An 18,272-nucleotide genomic window follows, 5' to 3' on the forward strand; every position below is an offset into this window, starting at 1 on the left:
GTTATCTCGTGCCAAGGAGTGCCAAGGAGCAGGGCATGCAGTTTCTCTGGCCACAAATGCTCTGGCTGCTACTGGCGCTTCCGCTGCTGGTAGCCGCCTATGTGTACCTGATTGCGCGGCGCAAAAAAGCCGCCTTGCTGTATGCCAGCCTTGCGCTGCCGCGCGCCGCGCTGGGCCGCAGGCAACGATTGCGGCGTCACATGCCGCCGCTCCTCGTGTTGCTCGCGCTGGGCGTGGCCCTGTTGGCTTTCGCCCGTCCGACCGCGACCGTCACGTTGCCTTCCGACACCGTCACGGTCGTGCTCGCCATGGACACCTCCCGCAGCATGGCGGCCACCGACGTGGCACCAAGCCGGATCGGCGCCGCCCAACAGGCCGCCCGGGATTTCATCGTCGGTTTGCCTGCCAGCGTGCGTCTGGGCATCGTTTCCTTTGCCGCCACGGCGACCGTGGTGCTTTCTCCCACCGACAGCCGGCAGGACATGCTCGACGCGATCGAGCGCTTTCAACTGCAGCACGGCACGGCGACTGGCAGCGGACTGATCCAGGCCCTAGCGGTTCTGTTGCCCAACGATGGCATCGACCTGGAGGCGATTATTTTTGGCGGCGAGTCTCTGGCGCCCGGGCCCGGCGGCAGATCGCTGTCGGAAGCCGCCGCGGCGGACGCCGTTCGCAAGCGCGAACAGGAGCAGCCCTCGGCGCGGCCCGGCTCCTATCGGCACGGCGCAATCATCCTGCTGAGCGATGGCCGCCGCACCACTGGCCCGGACCCGCTGGATGCCGCACGCATGGCCGCCCAGCGTGGCGTCCGGGTCTACACCGTGGGCTTCGGTACGCCGCCCGAGGAGGGGGCGGCGGCGCCGGGTCTTTCTTCGCCCGTGCAGCTGGATGAGAGCACCTTGCGTCAGGTCGCGATGCTGACGGATGGAGAGTACTTTCAGGCCAGTTCGGCTGCTGATTTGACGCAGGTTTATCGGCGGCTGAGCAGCCGGTTGGCGTTGGAGCGGAAGGAGGTCGAGGTCAGTGCGTTGCTGGCGGCGGGGGCGGTGGTGTTGCTGGTTCTGGCGTGCGGGTTGTCGGTGGTTTGGTTTCGGCGGTGAGGGGAGGCGTTATGATGGAGCTTGGATTTGACGATGAGCTGAACAAGAAATAAAGCTGCTGAAGCAGCGTCTTGGGGTAGTGCTCCTTACGATAAATAGTGGCAAAGCATAGCCAGGAAGTACTCAAAATGATGGATTGGTTCCCTGTAGTCTTTATCGTGTTCAAGGTTCTCGTGCTCGGCACGGGCATGTTCTTCGCCATCAAGTGGCATTACGATAAAGGTAGAAAGAAATGACGAAGCCGGCCGAGCCTATATTTACAGTGGCTCGAGCAGGCTGAGGGCAAGAGCCTGAAGCTGTCACCTGTGCGGTTGCTTTCAGGGACTGCTTCTGGCCTGATTCTGACGTTGCGAAGAATCAGCAGAAATTTCGGCTACGCGTATCAAGTCTCCGGACATCGTGGACACGTCGTGTAGGAGCGAGGTCATCCAGGCGCATGGGAAGGGCGTATGCAGATAGAACGTGTCGACCGAATCGCGCCAGAGGCGTTGGCCGCGGAAGACTTCTCCTTTGACATAGAGTACGAGGCGGTCGCCCCATTTGATGGGCCGGGGATGCCGAACGTGATCCCAGTCGCGCCACGGACAAAGGCCTACGGTTTTGATGAATCGTTATCCGAACCGGACTCCGATTCAGGCCGCTTGCTGCTCGTGGCGAAGGATGAATTGCATGTTGCGGGCTATTTGCTGGCAACCCCAGGGTGGAATGGCTGCGCGAGCATTGATGACATTGCCATATCACGCCGTTACCGTCGCTTGGGCATAGGCAGACGGTTCATGGACGAGGCCGTGGCGTGGGCGGCGGCCTTGAACCTCAGGGCCATCCGACTTGAAACGCAATCGTCCAACGTGTCAGCTTGCCGCTTCTATGCACGATACGGCTTTGTGCTGGGCGGGTATGACCGCCATCTGTACAGCCAGCTAGACGAGGATGTCAGGGCGGACGTCGCGCTGTACTGGTACCTGTTCCTGTAGCCCGCGAACTTGGCGTATCGCCAACACGAATGCCCAGTCCTGGCCGACGGCCGACGGCCGACGGCACGGACCCGCTCTTCATCGTCCGCTACTGCCGAAATGGTCAACTATCGCGGGTCGAAACTCAGTTCCAGTCGCGTTCCGCCCGGCTCCATCACCATGGCGTGCCACTTGGGACCGTTGCCGGACGGCTCCGGTGCAAATTCGACCTGAACACCGGGATAAGCGCGGACCCGTTCGAACAGGCTATCGAGTGAAGAACTATCCGGAACCTTCAATGCAAGGTGATGAAGGCCGACGGTGTTCTTGCGATCGAAGGCCGCAAACGCGGTTGTATCCGCGACTTGCCACAGCGTGATCTTCGCCGTCCCATCTGTTACGTAGGCGGCAGGGTAAGCCGGGTTGCTGCCGAATACGCGCCACCCCAGGCATTCCGTAAAGAAGTGCGTCGAGGCTTCGAGGTTGGCAACGGTAAGGCCAATATGGTCGATGCCCAGAGTCGCGGCAGTCATCGCTTGTGCTCCCTTTCCTTATGTTGGCTGATGAGATTGTGGCACGGCCGGATAAGCACCGAACGGGCGAAACCACTTGCATCGTCAACAGCATCCCGCATATGATCCATATACGTTTCATATATGGTATCGAAATGGGCATAGTGAATATCGACGACGAGTTGCACGGTCAAATCCGCAAGGCAAGCGCGGTGTCGTGCCGGTCGATCAACGCGCAAGCCGCGTTCTGGATCAAGATCGGCATGCTGTGCGAAATGAATCCGACGCAGAGCTTCAATGAGATCGTGGCGGGGGAATTGCGCGCGGCTGGTGTGGCGCCGCAAGGCATCAAGATCGCCTCGACATGACAAAGCGGCCAGAAGAAATTGCCATCATGGCGGAGTCGGGCAGATTGCTGGCGCAGGTGTTTGGCTATCTGGATCGGTTGAACCTGATCGGCATGTCGACCATGCAGGTCAACGACTTGGTCGACAGCTATATCGTCAATGAGCTGCAAGCGCGCCCGGCAAGCAAAGGGCAGTACGGGTATGCCTACGCGCTGAACTCATCCCGCAACAACGTGGTTTGCCACGGCGTTCCCTCTACGTCGGACATCTTGCAGAACGGCGATATCGTGAACTTCGATATCACGTTGGAGAAGAACGGCTATATCGCGGATTCCAGCAAGACCTACCTTGTTGGCGGGGTGTCATCACTGGCAAAGCGCCTCGTGCAGGTTACCTACGAAGCCATGTGGAAGGGAATTCAGACCGTTCGCCCTGGCGCCAGGCTGGGCGATGTCGGCCACGCGATCGAGCGGCACGCGCGAAGGCATGGCTATTCGGTCGTAAGGGAATATTGCGGGCATGGGATCGGCCGTGAAATGCACGAGCCTCCCGAAGTCCTGCACTGGGGAAAGCCACGTACAGGGCTGCCACTGCGTGAAGGCATGGTGTTCACCATCGAGCCGATGATCAACCAAGGAGGCCACGCCGTTCGCACCGAAGACGATGGCTGGACGGTCGTCACGCGCGATGGACAACTGTCCGCACAATTCGAGCACACAGTAGCGGTGACAGGAAACGGCGTGCGAGTCTTGACGTTGCGTCCTGATGAAAGGGTGCCGAATTTCGCCTGATGATGGCGTGGTAGAGTCGATCGTTGTCTTGCATTGATCGCCGATAGGCCCAATATGACCACGCAGATTCCGGCAATCGATCCCGCAAAAACGGCTCTGCTGGTCATGCACTATCAGACCGACATCCTGGGGTTGTTCCCCGCGGTTGCGCCCACATTGCTGGCCAATACGCGCATGCTATGCGACGCTGCCCGTGCCCAAGGCGTCGGAGTCTATTTCGCTAAATTCCACTTCAGCCCTGGCTATCCGGAAGTCAGCCCGCTGAACAAGAACGGGCAAGGCGTCAAGCGACTCGGCCTTTTCGTCGAAGATCAGATCTCGCCGGAACTTGGCCGGCAGGCCAATGAACCGATCATCATCGCGCATCGTGCCAGCGTGTTCTTCGGTACCGATCTGCAGGTACGGCTATCCGCGCAAGGCATCGATACGCTGATCATGGTCGGCATTGCGTCGACCGGCGTGATGCTGTCTTCAGTCGCATACGCCAGCGATGCGGATTTCCGATTGTTCACGGTCAAGGACTGCTGCTACGACCCGGATCAGGTCGTGCACGAACATCTTTTCTCGACCGCGTTCGAGTCCCGTACGACGGTGCTTTCGCTGGCTGATGCCTTGGGATTGCTTGCCTGACACTACCGCAGTTCGGCAGTAAGGAGCGACACACGTCAGGTAGCCGCCCTTGGCGGGGCGTTGCGTGCCAGGAACCGATCCAATTGACCGGCAAACGCCTTGCTATCCTGCGCCGAATACGGTGAAGGCCCGCCTGTATCGATGCCCGACGCACGGAGTTGGTCCATCACCTCACGCATCGTCAAGCGCTCCTGAATGTTCTCGCGGGTGAACCAGCTCCCTCTTGGATCGAGCACATGCGCACCCTTGTCCAGGGCAGCGGAGGCGAGAGGTATGTCCGCCGTAATCACAAGATCGCCCGCATTGACCAGTTCGACGATACGGTCATCGGCGGCATCGAAGCCCGCCGGTACCTGCACCGATTTGATGAAGCGCGAAGGCGGCGTGCGCATGTACTGATTGGCGACCAGCGTGACGCACACTTCGAGGCGTTGGGCCGCTCGGTACAGCATTTCTTTGACGACGACAGGGCAGGCGTCTGCGTCAACCAGGACTTGCATCGCGGTAATCCGATAGAGGTGGGGACGGTCATGATACTGCCAGGTTGGACGGGCACTCCCTCAAGTGCTGGCACAATTGCGCCTTTCCCATGAAGCATCAAAGGATTCCCATGAAGTCTTCCCGCCGCTACAACCATCGCCAACGCAAGAAGCTCCATATCGGTGAGTACCAGGAACTGGCATTCGAAGTGATGGCGGACCTCTCTGAGCCGGCTCGCCAGGGCGACACCGAGGCGCTGCTTGACCGGTTCCTGCAAGAGGCAATCGAGGCCAACGGGCTGCTGATGGCCGGCGCGATCGACGATGGCCAGCTGTCCGCCTACATCCTGCTGAACGCCGCGCGCGGCTCGGTCACCGCCGAGCAGCGTGAAGCGGTCGAGAAGTGGTTGCAGGCATCGGGCGACTTCGAGAACGTCCGCGTCGGGCCGCTGCGCGATGCTTGGTATGGGGCGGACCAGGAATAATCGGCGAAGCGCAAAAGAAACAAGGCCCGGCATTGCCGGGCTTTGTTCCATCAATGTTTCGGGCGATTCCCGAAAAGTACAATTGGTGGAGCTGGCATCAACAGGAAAGCGTTGGAGTGTCATGAGATTGCCGCTATCCCGCAAGTGCCCTATTACTGGTTACCTGCCAAGCTGTTTAGCAGGGCAGCTTCGGCGAGGCAGCAGCAGCGTGGGGATGCGGTAGGGCTTAAAATAGCCCGCAGAAGGAACGGGCCTTTGCTAGGCGTGTTCCAGCAGCTTATCAGCGCCGGCTTGCGCTGACGTTACGGCGAAGAACCGCATTTGATATGTGTCAGCCTCCTGCTCAATCTCTCTGAGATTGCGACGCATTGCGTCAATCTGGCGACTCGATAAGGTTGGATCGTCATCGCTCGGAACGCCAAAGATCAATCCCGCGAAGGGGATGCCCGAATATTCCTGAGCTCGTCGCAGCTCCCACAGCCGAGCTCTTGCGTCCCGCAATCCGGCGGGCTGCCGCACTGGAGATAGTACGCCGAAATGAATTATGGATCGAGGGCTAACGTACCCGAACTTGGTTTGCTCGCCTCCTTCGATTAGGACGGCAGATCGCCCGAAGTACTGGCTCAGCTCTGGTCGATTTGTGATAACTCGCTCTTTCACATCCGTCGTAAATCGGCGGTTACCTTCCTCCTGGCTTGGGGCATCGATCTCTTCCATTTGGTCGAGTTTGTCGATGTTCGAAAGACTAGAGTAGAGAAGGGCAGCCGTGCGCAATGCATCAACGACATTGTTTGCATGGGTGTGCCGAAGCGGACCCGGCTCCAAGCCTAACAAGGACGGCATCTCGTTCTGCAATGCTCCTTGGGCACCGACCGCACATAGGGCCTCTAGGCCAGTGTCGAGCAGAGTCTTTACCCCGGAGGACGCTTTACCATACAAACAGTCCAGCACATCAGATCGAACGAGTCGATGCCATGAAATATGGCCATCCCATTCGACCAGCGCTCCCACCATTAGTCGTTCTCCGGTCCCGGTGACCGGCTCCCAGAACACCGGTCGCCAGTAGACGTTTGGTAGTAAGGTTTCACTGGTCATTCTGAAGTCCAGATAGGAGATCCGCTGGCTTGGGGAATCGCAACAGCACCAGATTAGCCAGTACACCTAATTGTCGCTCGACGTGCGCCACAAAGGTAGAGAAATCAAGGCCGTCTCCGACTACCCTTGTGGGCGCGCCGCGGTCCAATGTGAGAGCCGCAGCAATACCGGCGCGTTCGATGTGATCCTGCTTTTGGGCGATGATGGCAAGCTGGGCGATCTTGTTATCAAGATGTGGAAAGAGCCCTAGTGTACGCTCATGATCAATGTAGGCATGATCGGTGCCGTCCCACAGAAAATTGCCCAGGTTTCGATCAGCGTTGGAAATTGCCTCATCGGCCGCAAGTGCCCGTGGAAGATCGGACCAGTTGCACACTATGCGCGCACAAATGCCTATTAGAACTTGCTTTTGTGATTCCGGCAGACTGTCGCTCCAGTTAAGACGCTTCTTTAAGTTGGGATAACCGGCGTCCATGCTAGCGAAAAGCACCTGCCCATTGTCAAATATTAAAACCGGCTCTGGCGTAGGCAACTCCCACAGGCGGAGCAGGATCCCACAGAAACACTCAGCTAATACGGCGGGGAAGGGGATACGCTTAATGACCGCCCCGTGCGAAATTCCATCAATGCGAATAACGGCCCTCGTTGCACCGTTCAAGCCCTCACCCACCGGAGTTTCGGTGTTGGGAACAAGCGTGCCTACTCGAAGCTTCATTGTCAGTCGTGCTCTTGTTATACGTCCTGTGGCAGCGCTAAATACGAGCGCTTCTGCGTTGGTGCGGCCGACTCCATGCTTTCGGCAGCGTTCAATCTAAGGTGCTGGAGCGCCCCTTACGCCAGCGTCGCAAGCCCGGCGGAATATGTCTTGGTACAGGAGGGGGTTGGGGACATGAAAATCGTAGGCACCAGCATTTTTGTCCTCGGTGGCCGATCCCTCCCAAAATTGTCTTTCGAACCGGAGCGACCCATTCCAGGCCACCGCATTCTCAGAGCACCGTAGAAGGAACCAATCGATTTTTGAGGTATAGCTGAAGTCGCCCAGCAATTCTTTCGCCGCTAGCCGGCTATTGCAGGTCTGGAATACCCGCATGCCGAGGATCCCATTCTTCCAAGGCGCCGGCGTTCCGTAGAAGAACTGGCAACCGCTAAGATCGTGCGAAAAAGTAAGTCGAGGCATCAAGGCGTAACGTTCAGCATGCACGGACTTGCATGCTAGCGCTATGCCAATGACCGCGATGGCCCGCATGACTTCTCCCGTTTTTTTCTTCATGCCCGGCTCGGCTCACCGGCTCATTTTGCCAATCTGTGGTGCCCGTGGCGGTGCACTGAGGTACAGCGTTCCGTGCCAAGAAATGCGGCTGACTAGGAGAGCGACTATCTATGTTTTGCTGCGATGCATCCAACCCCACTTTGGGGGGGTATTTCGCCATTCGTTCAGCGGCTCCTGGGGTCGCTAGCACAGTCGCAACTCACCTCAATGCGTCGACGACACCATAGGTCAGCACGTACGCCCGCCACCTCTTGGAGACCCCATGTTCGACCACCTAAAATTCGGCGTCACCGACTATGCCGCGAGTAAGGCCTTCTTCCTCAAAGCATTAGAACCGCTCGGCGTAACGGTAGCCTCGGAGGGCGCTCCATCGTACGGCATCGAAATCTGCCCCCCAGGCAAGCCCTCCCTCTGCCTCTTCCAAACCAACGAAAAACCCGCCCACCTCCACCTAGCCTTCAAAGCCGAAACCCGCCAGCAGGTAGACGCCTTCTACCGCGCAGCGCTCCAGGCCGGCGCCAAAGACAACGGCGCCCCCGGTCTACGCCCGCACTACCACCCCAACTACTACGCCGCCTTCGTCATCGGCCCCGACGGCCACAACATTGAAGTCGTCTGCCACAAGCCCGAAGCCGAAGCTGACCCTACCGCTGCACCAAATCCCTAACCCCCTGCCGGCAAAGGCTGACGAAATGCTGCGCCGCCGATGACTGGCCCCGCCCGGGATGAAACGCCAGAATCGCCCGAAATCGAACTACTCCCGCGAACGGAACACTCCGGAGCCCCAGCGCCAAATACATTCGGGCCACCAACGGATTGGTAATCGCAAGCCCCGCACCCGCCAACACCAGCGCGCATTGCGTATGGCTATACGGCGTCGTCGCTACGAATCGTGGCGCGATATGGTGTTCGGCGAACGCGGCTTCCAGTTGCCGTTGAGCCGGATCCGCGGCGTCTAGGCCGATCAGCGGGGCGTCGGCCAGGTCGGTGACGCTGACGCGGGCTCGCGCCGCGAATGGGTGCGTCGCCGGCACGATGCAGACGGCGGGTACGGCGTAGAACTCGGAGGCCGTCAGGCCGCTGGTGTCGACCTCATCGCCCATGAACGCCAGGTCTAGCTCGCGCTGAAGGAGACGTTCGCGTAGTGCCCGCGAGCTGTCGACCTCGAGTCTGCAATGGCTGCGCGGGTAGTTGTGCGAGAAGCTGGCGACCGCCATCGGCATCACGCTGGCGGCCATTGCGTGCAGTGCGCCGACGCGCAAGACCGTGTCCTCGTGCTGGCGAAGCAGGTCGATCTTGCGCTGGACGGCGTCGAGGCCGATATAGACGCGCTCGACTTCGTCCATCAACGCGGTCGCCTCGGCGGTCGGGACCATGCGGCCCTTGCTGCGGTCGAACAGTCGCAGCTGTGCGATCTTTTCCAGTTGCAGGACGATCTGGGTCACCGCCGGTTGACTGATGTGCAGCGCCTCGGCGGCGCGGCGTGCGGAGCCGAGGCGCATGACCATGCGGAAGACCTCGATCTGTCGTGCGCTGATGGAGGGTTCGGCTACCTCTCTCACTGCCTCTTTCATGATGACCCTATAAGTTCGTCTTATTAAAGACGCACGATGGCTGTCGTCGCAAACGCATGCCGGGCCTTAGACTTCGTCTCATGCAATCGCTGTCTATCCCCATGCCTCTCGACCATTCATCGAAGCCGGTTCAGAGCCGCAAACCGACCCTCAATCCGTCACTACACGCCCTGCAATGCATTACCTGCGAGGCGATCTATCCCGTTTCCGACCTGCCGGAGGGCTGCCCCGCCTGTCACAGTCGAGGTCAGCCCAGCAGTATCGAAGCCGTCTACGACGCGCGAGCGTTCGATTTTGCACCAAAAAGCACAGGTTATCGCTGGGGGCACTGTCTGCCGTATCTGGACGGCGTGACGCTGGGCGAGGGCGATACACCTTGTCTGCCGGTGCCAGCGCTTGCGGAGGCGGCGGGCGTCTCCTCGCTATGGATCAAGAACGAAGGGGCGAACCCGACCGGTTCGCACAAGGACCGCATGTCGGCGCAGGCCGTGAGCCGAGCGCTGGCGATCGGCGCGAGCGAGGTGGTGCTCGCCTCCAGCGGCAACGCGGCGGTCTCCGCCGCGGCCTATTGCGCGGCGGCGGGTCTGGCGTGCGAAGTGGCGACTTACCGGGATCTGCCGGCGATATTCGATGCGGCGCTGCGCTACTACGGGGCGCACCGCATCATCTCCGAAACCGGGCATGCGCGATGGGAGCATGTGCGCCGCCGCGTGCAGCACGACGGTGCCTTTGCCTTGACGAACTACAGCATTCCGGCGGTGGGTAGTCCGGTGTTCGGCGTGGAAGGCTATCGCGCGGCCGCGTTCGAATGGGTGCATCAGGGATGCGAGCCGGACCACGTCATCGTCCCGACCGCGCGAGGCGATCTGCTGTGGGGCATCTACAGCGCGCTGCGCGATCTGGTGGCGGCAGGGCGGCTGGCCCGCATGCCGAAGCTATGGGCGGTCGAGCCGTTTCCACGGCTGTCGCGCGTGCTGGCCGGCGAGCCGCAGCAGGCGGATTTCCCTGGTGCCACGCAGCAGTTTTCCACCGCGGGCTCGACGGTGACCGCCCAGCAGGTTCAGGCGGTGACGCGCTCGGGCGGTGGGGCCGTGGTCGTTGGCGATGATGCCGCCCGCGCCGGCACCGCCAGGCTTGCGGCAGCGGGATTCTGGGTCGAGTTGTGCGCGGGAGCAGGGCTGGCCGCGGCGCAAATGCTCCGCGCCGACGGGCGCATCGATGCATCGCAATCGGTTCTTCTGATGTTGACCGCACGGGGCGATCGCGACCCCGCGCAAGGCTGACGCTTACACAGGCTGGAGTCTTCCCATGAAGCTGCGCTATCTGATCGCTGCACTGTCCTTCTGCTTCACCGCCCATGTGCCGACGGCACATGCCGCCTATCCCGACAAGCCGATTCGCATCGTGGTGCCCTGGGCCGCGGGCGGCAGTACCGATGCGCTGGCGCGCGCCGTGGCGCAGCGGATGAGCGAGTCGATGGGTCAGCCCGTGGTCGTGGAGAACCGGGCAGGGGCCTCGGGCCGTATCGGCGCCGAAGCCGTGGCCAAGGCCGCGCCGGACGGCTACACGCTGGGTGTTATCGAGCTGGCCCATACCGTGGCGCCGTCGGTGTTTCGGCAGATGCCCTACGATGTGCTGCGCGACTTCACGCCGGTCTCGCTGCTCGGCGAATCGCCGCTGGTGCTGTTCGCCGATAGCGCGCGTTATCGTCCGGGCGAGGCACAGCGGTTCCTGGCCGATGCGCGCAAGCAGGGCGCGCCGCTGCAACTGGCGACGAGCGGCAACGGCACGATCAGCCATCTGGCGGCGAAGATGCTGGAGGCGCAGGCCGCCATCCCGATCGATGCGGTTCCCTACCGCGGCTCCGCGCCTGCGCTGACCGATGTGTCGAGCCAACTGGTCGCCGGCCATTTCGCGACGCTGGTCAGCGGCAGCAGCCTGCTTGGCGCGGGCAAGATCACGGCGCTGATGGTCACCGGGCCTGCCCGCATTCCCGCGCTGCCCAATGTGCCGACGGCCGCGGAGGCGAAACTGCCGTCGCTGCAGATCAGCCAGTGGTGGGCGCTGGTGGCGCCGGCCCGCACGCCGTCAGCCGTGGTAACCCGGCTGGGGGACGAGGTGCGCGTGGCGCTGGCGAACCCGCAGACCAAGGCACGGCTGGACAGCCAGGGCATCGACCTGAAGGCCTCGTCGTCCGCGCAACTCGGTGACAGGCTGCGCGGCGAGGTCGATCGTTGGGCGACGGTGGTCAAGCAGGCGGGCATCCAGCCGGAATAGAAGCCGGCGCGGATATCCGCATCGAGGCGTGAATGCGCGATTCAAGAACCTTGGCCCACATCGCAGATCGCGGACAGCAGGTCGTCCGTATGGACCATCAATTCCCGGCCTCGCTGCAGCGTCCGGTATTGGTTCAGCACAGCGGCCCACTGCCGCGATTCAAGTAATGGATGCCAGACGGGCTCGAGTTTTCGTGGATCCGCATCCTGCTTCTCGGCCAGCTCGCTCGCGAACTCGAGGCTGGCCGGTGCAGACAACAGCTGCATCCGCGCGGCCGCACCGAGCAGACGTGGATTCGATTCGGCGGGGGCATCGGTGCAATACAGAACCCGGCTGGCGAGACCCGCTTCGTCGGTCGGCAGCGCGCGCAACGAGGCACCGCGCAGGCGTACCGTCTCTTGCTCCGTCTGGAATGCATAGATGACGTGTTCCTCGGCATGGGCCAGCAAGCGCAATCCACGCAGCAGCCGGGGGAGGTCGGTCGTGACCGCGTCCGCGGAGGCCTTCGCTTCCACCAGCAGGCAGACGTCCCAGACAGGCGTTTCGTCGTCCGCTTCATCGGCCGCTTCATGGGCCACTCGATCGTCCGATTTATCGTCCCGCGTGGCCCGCCTCAGCAAGACCGCATCCCATTCGGTCTTGGCGCGCTCATGGCTGGCCGGCAGCGATGCCGGCACACGCATCGACGTGACGACGCGGTAGGGCGCCGACGCTCCCTCACGCTCGTTGAGTCGTTGCGCCAACGCGCGAAGCGCCTGCGCGGCCAACGCTTCAACGGCGGCCCCACGCTGCCGCGACGAAACGCCGTGCGCCGTGGCGGTAGCCGTTCCCGAGCGCGGACCATGTCGTTCCCACAGCGATCGATACTGGCGGACCAGCGCATCCGAGCTCAGCGCTTCGAGACGTCGCAAGCGTTCCAATGCAGGACTGTCGAGCAGTGGCGTCAGTGCGCGCTGGATGGACGTCGCGTTGGGCGTTCCATCCGAGATCGCCGGCATGGCAAGCAGGCGTCGAACGGTATCGTGCAGCGCCGCCCACGACGAAGCGGACGCGGACGCGTGGAGCCGGGCCATTTCCTCACGCTGCGCACCGGGAGCGATTCGCTGCTGCTTGTTCGGATGCGCCACCGCATTGACGGCCGACAGGACCATCCTGCGGTCCTGCTCCGCGCGAGCGGACAGCGACGCGTACTCTCGCACATGCGCCACCCGATGCCGAAGCACCATCGCCTGAAACACCGGGTCGCCGGCATCCGCGCGCATCGCTTCCCGCACCATCCGAGCGAGCGATTCGATGAACAGATGCTTCAGCGCGGCGCCGGGAACTTCGCCGTTTGCCAAGGCCATGCGAGCCTGCTCGATGGCCACCGCGAGGGCAGTCGCCGGATTGGCCTCTCCAATGTGTTCCGAGACGGCGCCGATCGCCGGCAAGCGATACCGACGGGCGACGGCGCGCAGCGTCTCATCGAGCAAGGCGAGCGATGGCGGTAGCGGCAGCGGCAGTGACATGGAGCAATGGTAGCAATGACGACGATGCCCCAACATGCCGCGATGCCGTGCGGTCCCCAGGGGCGGCTGCCAAGCCCTCGTTGCCCTCGGTGCCCTCGTCAGCCCGCGCGCGCCATGGCGCCGAGGCGTCCGAGTACCTCGTCCAGTTCCGTCTTCAGCGTCGCCACCAATTCCGCCGCGGGCAGCGACCGCGCCAACGGTGCCGCCTGACCCGCCCACTGCGCGGCGAATTCCGCGCTGCCGGCCGCCTTGGCCGCGGCATGCAGCGCCTTGCCGGCGTCATAGGTGATCGGGTAATCGGGGATCGGCGGCGCATCGGGCGCGACGCCCAGTTCGGTGAGGCGATTGACGAAACCGCGCGCGGGGCGTCCGGAGATGGCGCGCGTCAGCGTGGTGGGGCGGGCTAGCGCTCCCGCCAGCAGCGCGTCGCGATACGGGGCGTCGGCCATTGTCTCGGGGCACGCTACGAAGGCCGTGCCCAGCTGCGCAGCCTGCGCGCCGAGAGCCAGCGCAGCGGCGATGCCGGCGCCATCCATGATGCCGCCCGCGGCGATCACCGGCAGCCGGGTGTGGCGCACCAGCAGCCGGACCAGCGCCATCGTGCCCAAACCTTCGTCGACACCCTGCGTATCGAACATGCCGCGATGGCCGCCGGCCTCGACGCCTTGCGCGACCACAGCATCGATGCCGGCCGCTTCGACCTGGCGCGCTTCGGCGATCGTCGTCGCCGATGCCAGCAGCACGATGCCGGCCTCGCGTAGGGCGTCGATCCTGGCCTGTGCCGGCAATCCGAAGTGGAAGCTGACGACCGCCGGCCTTTCCTGCAGCAGCATCTCGTACATCGCGTCGTCGGCGACGAAGCTCAGATAGATCTCGCGCAGCGCGGTCGGCGGCGTCGCGCCGAACTCGGCAAAGCGCGGCGCCAGATAGTCGAGCCAGCCGCGCTCGCGTTGCGCATCGGCCTTGGCGGGCGGATGGCAGAACAGGTTGATGTTGAATGGTCGGTCGGTCAGCGCGCGCGTGTCGCGGATGGTCTGGCGTGCGGCATCGGCGTTCATCGCGCCGACGCCGAGCGACCCGAGGCCGCCGGCGTTGGAGACGGCCGCGGCGAGCGCCGGCGTGCTGACGCCTGCCATCGGGGCCTGGATGATCGGCGTCGACATGCCAAGCCGGGCCAGCAGCCCGTTTGCAGCGGAAGTGGGGGTCATGGGTTGCTCCTTCGGGATCGGGCCGCTCAGCCCTGGCGCAGCTCGTGCAGCAATGCTTCGCAGGCGGCGGTGGTGAAGCCGGCGCGCTTGACCAGAAAGGTATGCGCGGAACGCACCGGCACGGTATGGAAGTCGGCGCTGTCTCGATGCAAGGCGAGCAGCGATTTGGGCAGGATGGCAAACGCCGAGCCCGCGCTGACGCAGGCGAGGATCGCGTGATAGGACGGCATTTCGCGCACGGTCAGATTGCGGCGCAGCGTCTCGTCGGCCTCGGCCAGCCACTCCTCCGCGCAGCGGCGATAGGTGCAGCCGCGCGAGAAGCCGGCCAGCGTGCGCAGCGTGACGTCCTGGGGCCGGCGTACGCGCGGATGGCCGGCCGGCAGCACCAGCACCAGTTCCTCGGTGAACAGAAACGCCCCTTCGAGGCCCGGCGCCATGTCTTCCATCGACAGCTGTCGCGGCGAGCCGATGCCCGGATGCGCGACGATCGCGCAGTCGAGCTGATGCGATGCCACCGCATCGGCCAGCGCCTGCGCGGTGCCGGTGCGGATCTCGACGTCGACCAGTGGATAGTTGGCGTGATAGCGGGCCAGCGGTTTGGGCAGGCGGGCGGCCGCGGCGCTCTCCATGGTGCCCAGTCGCAGCTTGCCGGTGGGAACGTCATGCCGCATCGCTTGCCGCGCTTCCTCGGCCAGCGCCAGCAATCGCTCCGCATAGCCAAGCAGCTTTTGCCCTTCGGCGGTCAGCGTCATGCGCTTGCTGTCGCGCTGGAACAGCGTCACGCCCAGGCTGTCCTCGAGCTGCTTGATGCGCGTGGTGACGTTCGATTGCACGCGGTCCAGCGTGCGGGCGGCTCGCGTGACGCTTTGCTCTTGCGCCACTGCGCGGAAGATTTCGAGTTCGGCCAGTTCCATCGGTGTCCGGCGCGATGCTTCGCGTCGTTCTCAATTTCAGAATGAGGGTGGATTAAATATCCTGTATCGAGAACGGGAAGTCAAGGAGGTGGTTGGAGGACGTAGGGGCTTTGCGTGGCGTAGAGAGTCAAGACCACCCCCTCTCCCCAGCCCTCTCCCCCTGAGGGGGAGAGGGAGAACACAGAGCGCTTCCCCTCGGGGGTGCAGCACAGCGCGCCAATGGCAAGCGTCAATCGCAAGCCCCGATGGCAAGCCCCAATCGCAAGCCCCAACGGCAAGCCTCAACGGCAAGCCCCAATCGCAAGCCCCAACGGCAAGCCCCAACGGCAAGCGCCAAAACGAAAAGCGCTTCCCGAAGGAAGCGCAATCGCAATGCAGCCGCTGGCGGTTTTCTCCCCTCTCCCGCTTGCGGGAGAGGGGTGGGGGAGAGGGCAGGCGCGCGAAGCGCGCAACCTCACGCCCCAATCAAAAATCCTCCGCATCCACATCGTAATTCGCCGGCTCCCAGCGGATCGCCAGCAGCGCCAGCAGGCCGGCCAGCGGGGCCAGCGCGATGACCCAGAATACCTTGGTGCTCAGCGCGGCGGCCAGCACCGGGAACAGGAACAGCGACAGCGTGGAGCTGGCGCGCATCAGCGTCTGGTTGAAGCCCACGCCGACGCCGCGCAGCGAGGTTGGATAGCTCAGCGAGGCATAGGTCATCGTATGCGCGCCGGGGCCGAAGCCCTGGCCCAGCAGGAACACGGCGAGCAGCGCAATGGCGGCGACGACCTCGCTGACGCCGTCCGGCTTGCCGACCAGCGCCAGGCCGACCAGCGCGGCCAGCTGGAAGGCGTAGCCCACCACCGTCAGCTTCCACGCACCGACGCGCGGCACCAGCCGCACGCCGATCAGTCCGCCGACGAAGGCGAACAGCAGGTTCAGCGCCAGCGAGATCAGGATGGTGTTCAGCATGGTCTGCGCGAGGAAGCTGGCGATGATCACCGGCAGGCCGAACGCCACTGCGTTATAGGCGAACGACGAGGCGATCGACATGATCGTCGCCAGCACCGTGCGGCTGCGATACACGCCCTGCAGCAGCACCGCGTAGTTGCCCCACGAGGCCGCGCGCTTGGCGGGCTTGGCCACCGCATCGGGCGCGACCACCGCGTCGATACCGTAGGACCGCTTCAGGATCCGCGCCGCCCCTTCGAGGTCGCCCTGGTTGGCGGCCCACACCGGCGATTCGCTCATGTACTTGCTGCGCACCGCGATGATGACCAGCGCCGGCACCGCACCGAAGCCGAGGATGATGCGCCAGAGCAGGCCGCTGTGCGACTCCGGCAGGACCGCGTAGCACAGCAGCACCAGCAGATAGGACACGCAGATCGCCGCATACCAGGTCGGGCACCACATCGCCACGCGCGAGGCCTTGTTGCCGCGGCCCTGCAGCCTGGAAAACTCGGCGAGGAAGGCCATCGCCACCGGCAGGTCGATGCCGACGCCCAGGCCCATCACGAAGCGGGCGCCCGCGAGCACGTATTCGTTCGGCGCCAGCGCACAGGCAATGGCCGCCACGACGAAGAACAGCATGTCGGCCATGAAGACGCGATAGCGGCCGATGCGGTCGGTGAAATAGCCGCCGAGGAAGGCGCCGACGATCGCGCCGAAAGTAATCGCCGACGCGACCATGCCCGTGCCGGCCGGCGTCAGATTGAATTCGCGGGTGACATCCTTCAGGCCGAATGCCAGCGCACCGAGATCGTAGGCGTCGAGGAACACGCCGCCCAGCGCGATCGCGACCACCATGCGCGCATTGCTGGCCTGGGCACCGCCCTGGTTGACCAGTTGCGAGACATCGGCGGCGGAGCGGATGACGGCCTTGTTGGATGAGGCGGCGGTGGCGGGCGCCTGGTGCGCTTGCGCGGAGGAGAGGGTCAGGTCGACGGACATGGGATCGTGATGGGAGCATGCACCGCGCGCCCGGACGGCGGCGGCGCGGCGAATGCTACGCCAGCACGATCACTGATCCAAATGACTTATTGTTATATCTTTAAGGGCGCGGAAATTCCTGCCTACTTCCCCTCGAAAGCCGCCCGCAGCGCCGCGACATCGAGCTTCTTCATCGGCAGCATGGCCTGGACCAGCCGGTCGATGCCGGCCTGATCGCCGGACCGCATCAGCGCCTCCATGTCTGCCGGCACGATCTGCCACGAGACGCCGAATCGATCCTTGCACCAGCCGCACGCCTCGCCTTCCGGTACCGCGGACAGCTTCGACCAGTAGCGGTCGATGGTCGCCTGATCCTCGCACTGCACGAGGAACGAGATGGCTTCATTGAAGGCGAAACCGTGCGGGAATCCGCTGTCCATCGCGGCCATCCAGGTATTGCCGAGGCGGAAGTCGGAGAACATCACCGTTCCCTCCGGATTCGGTTCCATGCCCGCTCCATAACGGACCAGCTGCCCTGCTTGCGAGCCGGGAAAGACTTCACGCCAGAACGTGCCCGCCGCCTCCGCCTTGCCGCAGGCCTGGCCGGTGAACATCAGCGCCGGCACGATCGGCGGCCGGGATTCGCCCGAGGTATCGGTCAGCATCAATTGCCACGACAGGCCGTAGCGGTCCTGCACCCAGCCAAAGCGCGCGCTGAAGGGATAGGCGTCGAGCGGCATCAACGCCTGGCCACCGTCGACAAGCTTGTCCCACATGGCATCGAGCCGTTCCCGCGCCTGCGGATCGCGGCCCGGGTCGAAGTAGACGAAGAACGAGATCGATGGATTGAAACGGAACAACGGTCCCGCCGAGATCGCCATGAATGGCTGGCCCCACAGCGTGAACCGGACGATATCGCAGTCCCCGGAGGGCGTATTGCGGACCTGTCCGACGAAATCGACGGCCGAGTCCGGAAATACGGATACGTAGAAGCGCGCGGCTTCCACTGCCTCGCGGTCGTACCACAGGTGCGGGATCAGGGTGACAGGCGGGGTGACAGGCTGGGTCATGTGCCGGGCTCCTTTTCAGGCATGTCGAAAGGAAAACGGCGCCAGATCGGCCGCCGTTTCGCGATAAAACTCCAGAGTAGTCGCCCGCACGCCATCGACAAAGTGGACAAAAAAATCCCCAAGGCTGGATTGCCTTGGGGATCAGGGC

General features: G+C 63.3%; 19 protein-coding genes. 9 read left to right on the forward strand and 10 right to left on the reverse strand.

Annotation, left to right across the window (positions count from 1 at the left end; all coding sequences use genetic code 11):
* The first annotated feature begins 35 nt into the window (after window positions 1-35).
* A complete protein-coding gene (locus tag J5T34_RS18535; protein ID WP_208581618.1) occupies window positions 36-1,100 on the forward strand; it encodes a VWA domain-containing protein in 1,065 nt (354 codons plus the stop codon).
* Between the two features lie 449 nt (window positions 1,101-1,549).
* On the forward strand, window positions 1,550-2,074 hold the full coding sequence (locus J5T34_RS18540; protein ID WP_208581620.1) for a GNAT family N-acetyltransferase: 525 nt from the start codon (window positions 1,550-1,552) through the stop codon (window positions 2,072-2,074).
* Window positions 2,075-2,181: 107 nt separating this feature from the next.
* Here J5T34_RS18540 and J5T34_RS18545 read toward each other — a convergent pair whose 3' ends face one another.
* Window positions 2,182-2,586 carry a VOC family protein gene (locus J5T34_RS18545; protein ID WP_208581622.1) on the reverse strand — a complete coding sequence of 135 codons (405 nt, stop codon included), beginning with the start codon at window positions 2,584-2,586 and terminating at the stop codon, window positions 2,182-2,184.
* A gap of 134 nt (window positions 2,587-2,720) precedes the next feature.
* Between J5T34_RS18545 and J5T34_RS18550 the strand changes: the two genes are divergently transcribed.
* Genes J5T34_RS18550 through J5T34_RS18560 form a run of 3 tightly spaced genes read left to right on the forward strand, consistent with a single transcriptional unit; the run spans window position 2,721 to window position 4,333 of the window.
* Window positions 2,721-2,933, forward strand: a complete 213-nt coding sequence (locus J5T34_RS18550) for a ParD-like family protein (protein ID WP_208581761.1) — start codon at window positions 2,721-2,723, stop codon at window positions 2,931-2,933.
* Complete coding sequence (map, locus tag J5T34_RS18555) at window positions 2,930-3,703, forward strand: type I methionyl aminopeptidase (protein WP_208581624.1); 774 nt, start codon at window positions 2,930-2,932, stop codon at window positions 3,701-3,703. The genes J5T34_RS18550 and map overlap by 4 nt, the downstream gene beginning before the upstream one ends.
* A gap of 54 nt (window positions 3,704-3,757) precedes the next feature.
* The gene (locus J5T34_RS18560; protein WP_208581626.1) at window positions 3,758-4,333 is read left to right on the forward strand and encodes an isochorismatase family cysteine hydrolase; all 576 of its coding nucleotides are present in this window, start codon (window positions 3,758-3,760) and stop codon (window positions 4,331-4,333) included.
* Window positions 4,334-4,368: 35 nt separating this feature from the next.
* Here the strand turns inward: J5T34_RS18560 and J5T34_RS18565 are convergent, their stop codons facing one another.
* On the reverse strand, window positions 4,369-4,833 hold the full coding sequence (locus J5T34_RS18565; RefSeq protein ID WP_208581628.1) for a YaiI/YqxD family protein: 465 nt from the start codon (window positions 4,831-4,833) through the stop codon (window positions 4,369-4,371).
* Window positions 4,834-4,943: 110 nt separating this feature from the next.
* Here J5T34_RS18565 and J5T34_RS18570 point away from each other — a divergent pair, with 110 nt between their 5' ends.
* Window positions 4,944-5,297, forward strand: a complete 354-nt coding sequence (locus tag J5T34_RS18570) for a YggL family protein (protein WP_208581630.1) — start codon at window positions 4,944-4,946, stop codon at window positions 5,295-5,297.
* A gap of 258 nt (window positions 5,298-5,555) precedes the next feature.
* Here the strand turns inward: J5T34_RS18570 and J5T34_RS18575 are convergent, their stop codons facing one another.
* Both J5T34_RS18575 and J5T34_RS18580 read right to left on the reverse strand, forming a co-directional pair.
* The gene (locus tag J5T34_RS18575) at window positions 5,556-6,392 is read right to left on the reverse strand and encodes a hypothetical protein (RefSeq protein ID WP_208581632.1); all 837 of its coding nucleotides are present in this window, start codon (window positions 6,390-6,392) and stop codon (window positions 5,556-5,558) included.
* Entirely contained in the window at window positions 6,382-7,107 is a 726-nt protein-coding gene (locus J5T34_RS18580; RefSeq protein WP_208581634.1) for a hypothetical protein, read from the reverse strand. The genes J5T34_RS18575 and J5T34_RS18580 overlap by 11 nt, the downstream gene beginning before the upstream one ends.
* Window positions 7,108-7,924: 817 nt before the next feature.
* Between J5T34_RS18580 and J5T34_RS18585 the strand changes: the two genes are divergently transcribed.
* Window positions 7,925-8,329, forward strand: coding sequence for a VOC family protein (locus J5T34_RS18585; protein WP_208581636.1), 405 nt, complete (start codon window positions 7,925-7,927; stop codon window positions 8,327-8,329).
* On the opposite strand, the gene J5T34_RS18590 is transcribed toward J5T34_RS18585, so the two are convergent.
* Entirely contained in the window at window positions 8,307-9,236 is a 930-nt protein-coding gene (locus J5T34_RS18590; protein ID WP_208581638.1) for a LysR family transcriptional regulator, read from the reverse strand. The two genes, J5T34_RS18585 and J5T34_RS18590, sit on opposite strands and share 23 nt — an antisense overlap.
* 101 nt (window positions 9,237-9,337) lie before the next feature.
* Here J5T34_RS18590 and J5T34_RS18595 point away from each other — a divergent pair, with 101 nt between their 5' ends.
* Entirely contained in the window at window positions 9,338-10,519 is a 1,182-nt protein-coding gene (locus J5T34_RS18595; RefSeq protein ID WP_208581763.1) for a pyridoxal-phosphate dependent enzyme, read from the forward strand.
* Window positions 10,520-10,544: 25 nt separating this feature from the next.
* Window positions 10,545-11,513, forward strand: a complete 969-nt coding sequence (locus J5T34_RS18600) for a tripartite tricarboxylate transporter substrate binding protein (RefSeq protein ID WP_208581641.1) — start codon at window positions 10,545-10,547, stop codon at window positions 11,511-11,513.
* Window positions 11,514-11,554: 41 nt separating this feature from the next.
* On the opposite strand, the gene J5T34_RS18605 is transcribed toward J5T34_RS18600, so the two are convergent.
* The 5 genes from J5T34_RS18605 to J5T34_RS18625 form a co-directional block, all read right to left on the reverse strand.
* The gene (locus J5T34_RS18605; protein ID WP_244259053.1) at window positions 11,555-13,021 is read right to left on the reverse strand and encodes a 3-deoxy-D-arabino-heptulosonate 7-phosphate synthase; all 1,467 of its coding nucleotides are present in this window, start codon (window positions 13,019-13,021) and stop codon (window positions 11,555-11,557) included.
* Between the two features lie 98 nt (window positions 13,022-13,119).
* Complete coding sequence (locus J5T34_RS18610; protein ID WP_208581643.1) at window positions 13,120-14,229, reverse strand: NAD(P)H-dependent flavin oxidoreductase; 1,110 nt, start codon at window positions 14,227-14,229, stop codon at window positions 13,120-13,122.
* A 26-nt stretch (window positions 14,230-14,255) separates the two neighbouring features.
* On the reverse strand, window positions 14,256-15,143 hold the full coding sequence (locus J5T34_RS18615; protein WP_208581645.1) for a LysR family transcriptional regulator: 888 nt from the start codon (window positions 15,141-15,143) through the stop codon (window positions 14,256-14,258).
* Window positions 15,144-15,608: 465 nt separating this feature from the next.
* Complete coding sequence (locus tag J5T34_RS18620; protein ID WP_208581647.1) at window positions 15,609-17,075, reverse strand: MFS transporter; 1,467 nt, start codon at window positions 17,073-17,075, stop codon at window positions 15,609-15,611.
* Window positions 17,076-17,197: 122 nt separating this feature from the next.
* Complete coding sequence (locus J5T34_RS18625; RefSeq protein ID WP_208581650.1) at window positions 17,198-18,124, reverse strand: VOC family protein; 927 nt, start codon at window positions 18,122-18,124, stop codon at window positions 17,198-17,200.
* Window positions 18,125-18,272: the final 148 nt, after the last annotated feature.

Origin of the sequence: Cupriavidus gilardii, assembly GCF_017598945.1 — a bacterium.
In the GTDB taxonomy this organism is placed as follows: Bacteria; Pseudomonadota; Gammaproteobacteria; order Burkholderiales; family Burkholderiaceae; genus Cupriavidus; species Cupriavidus gilardii_E.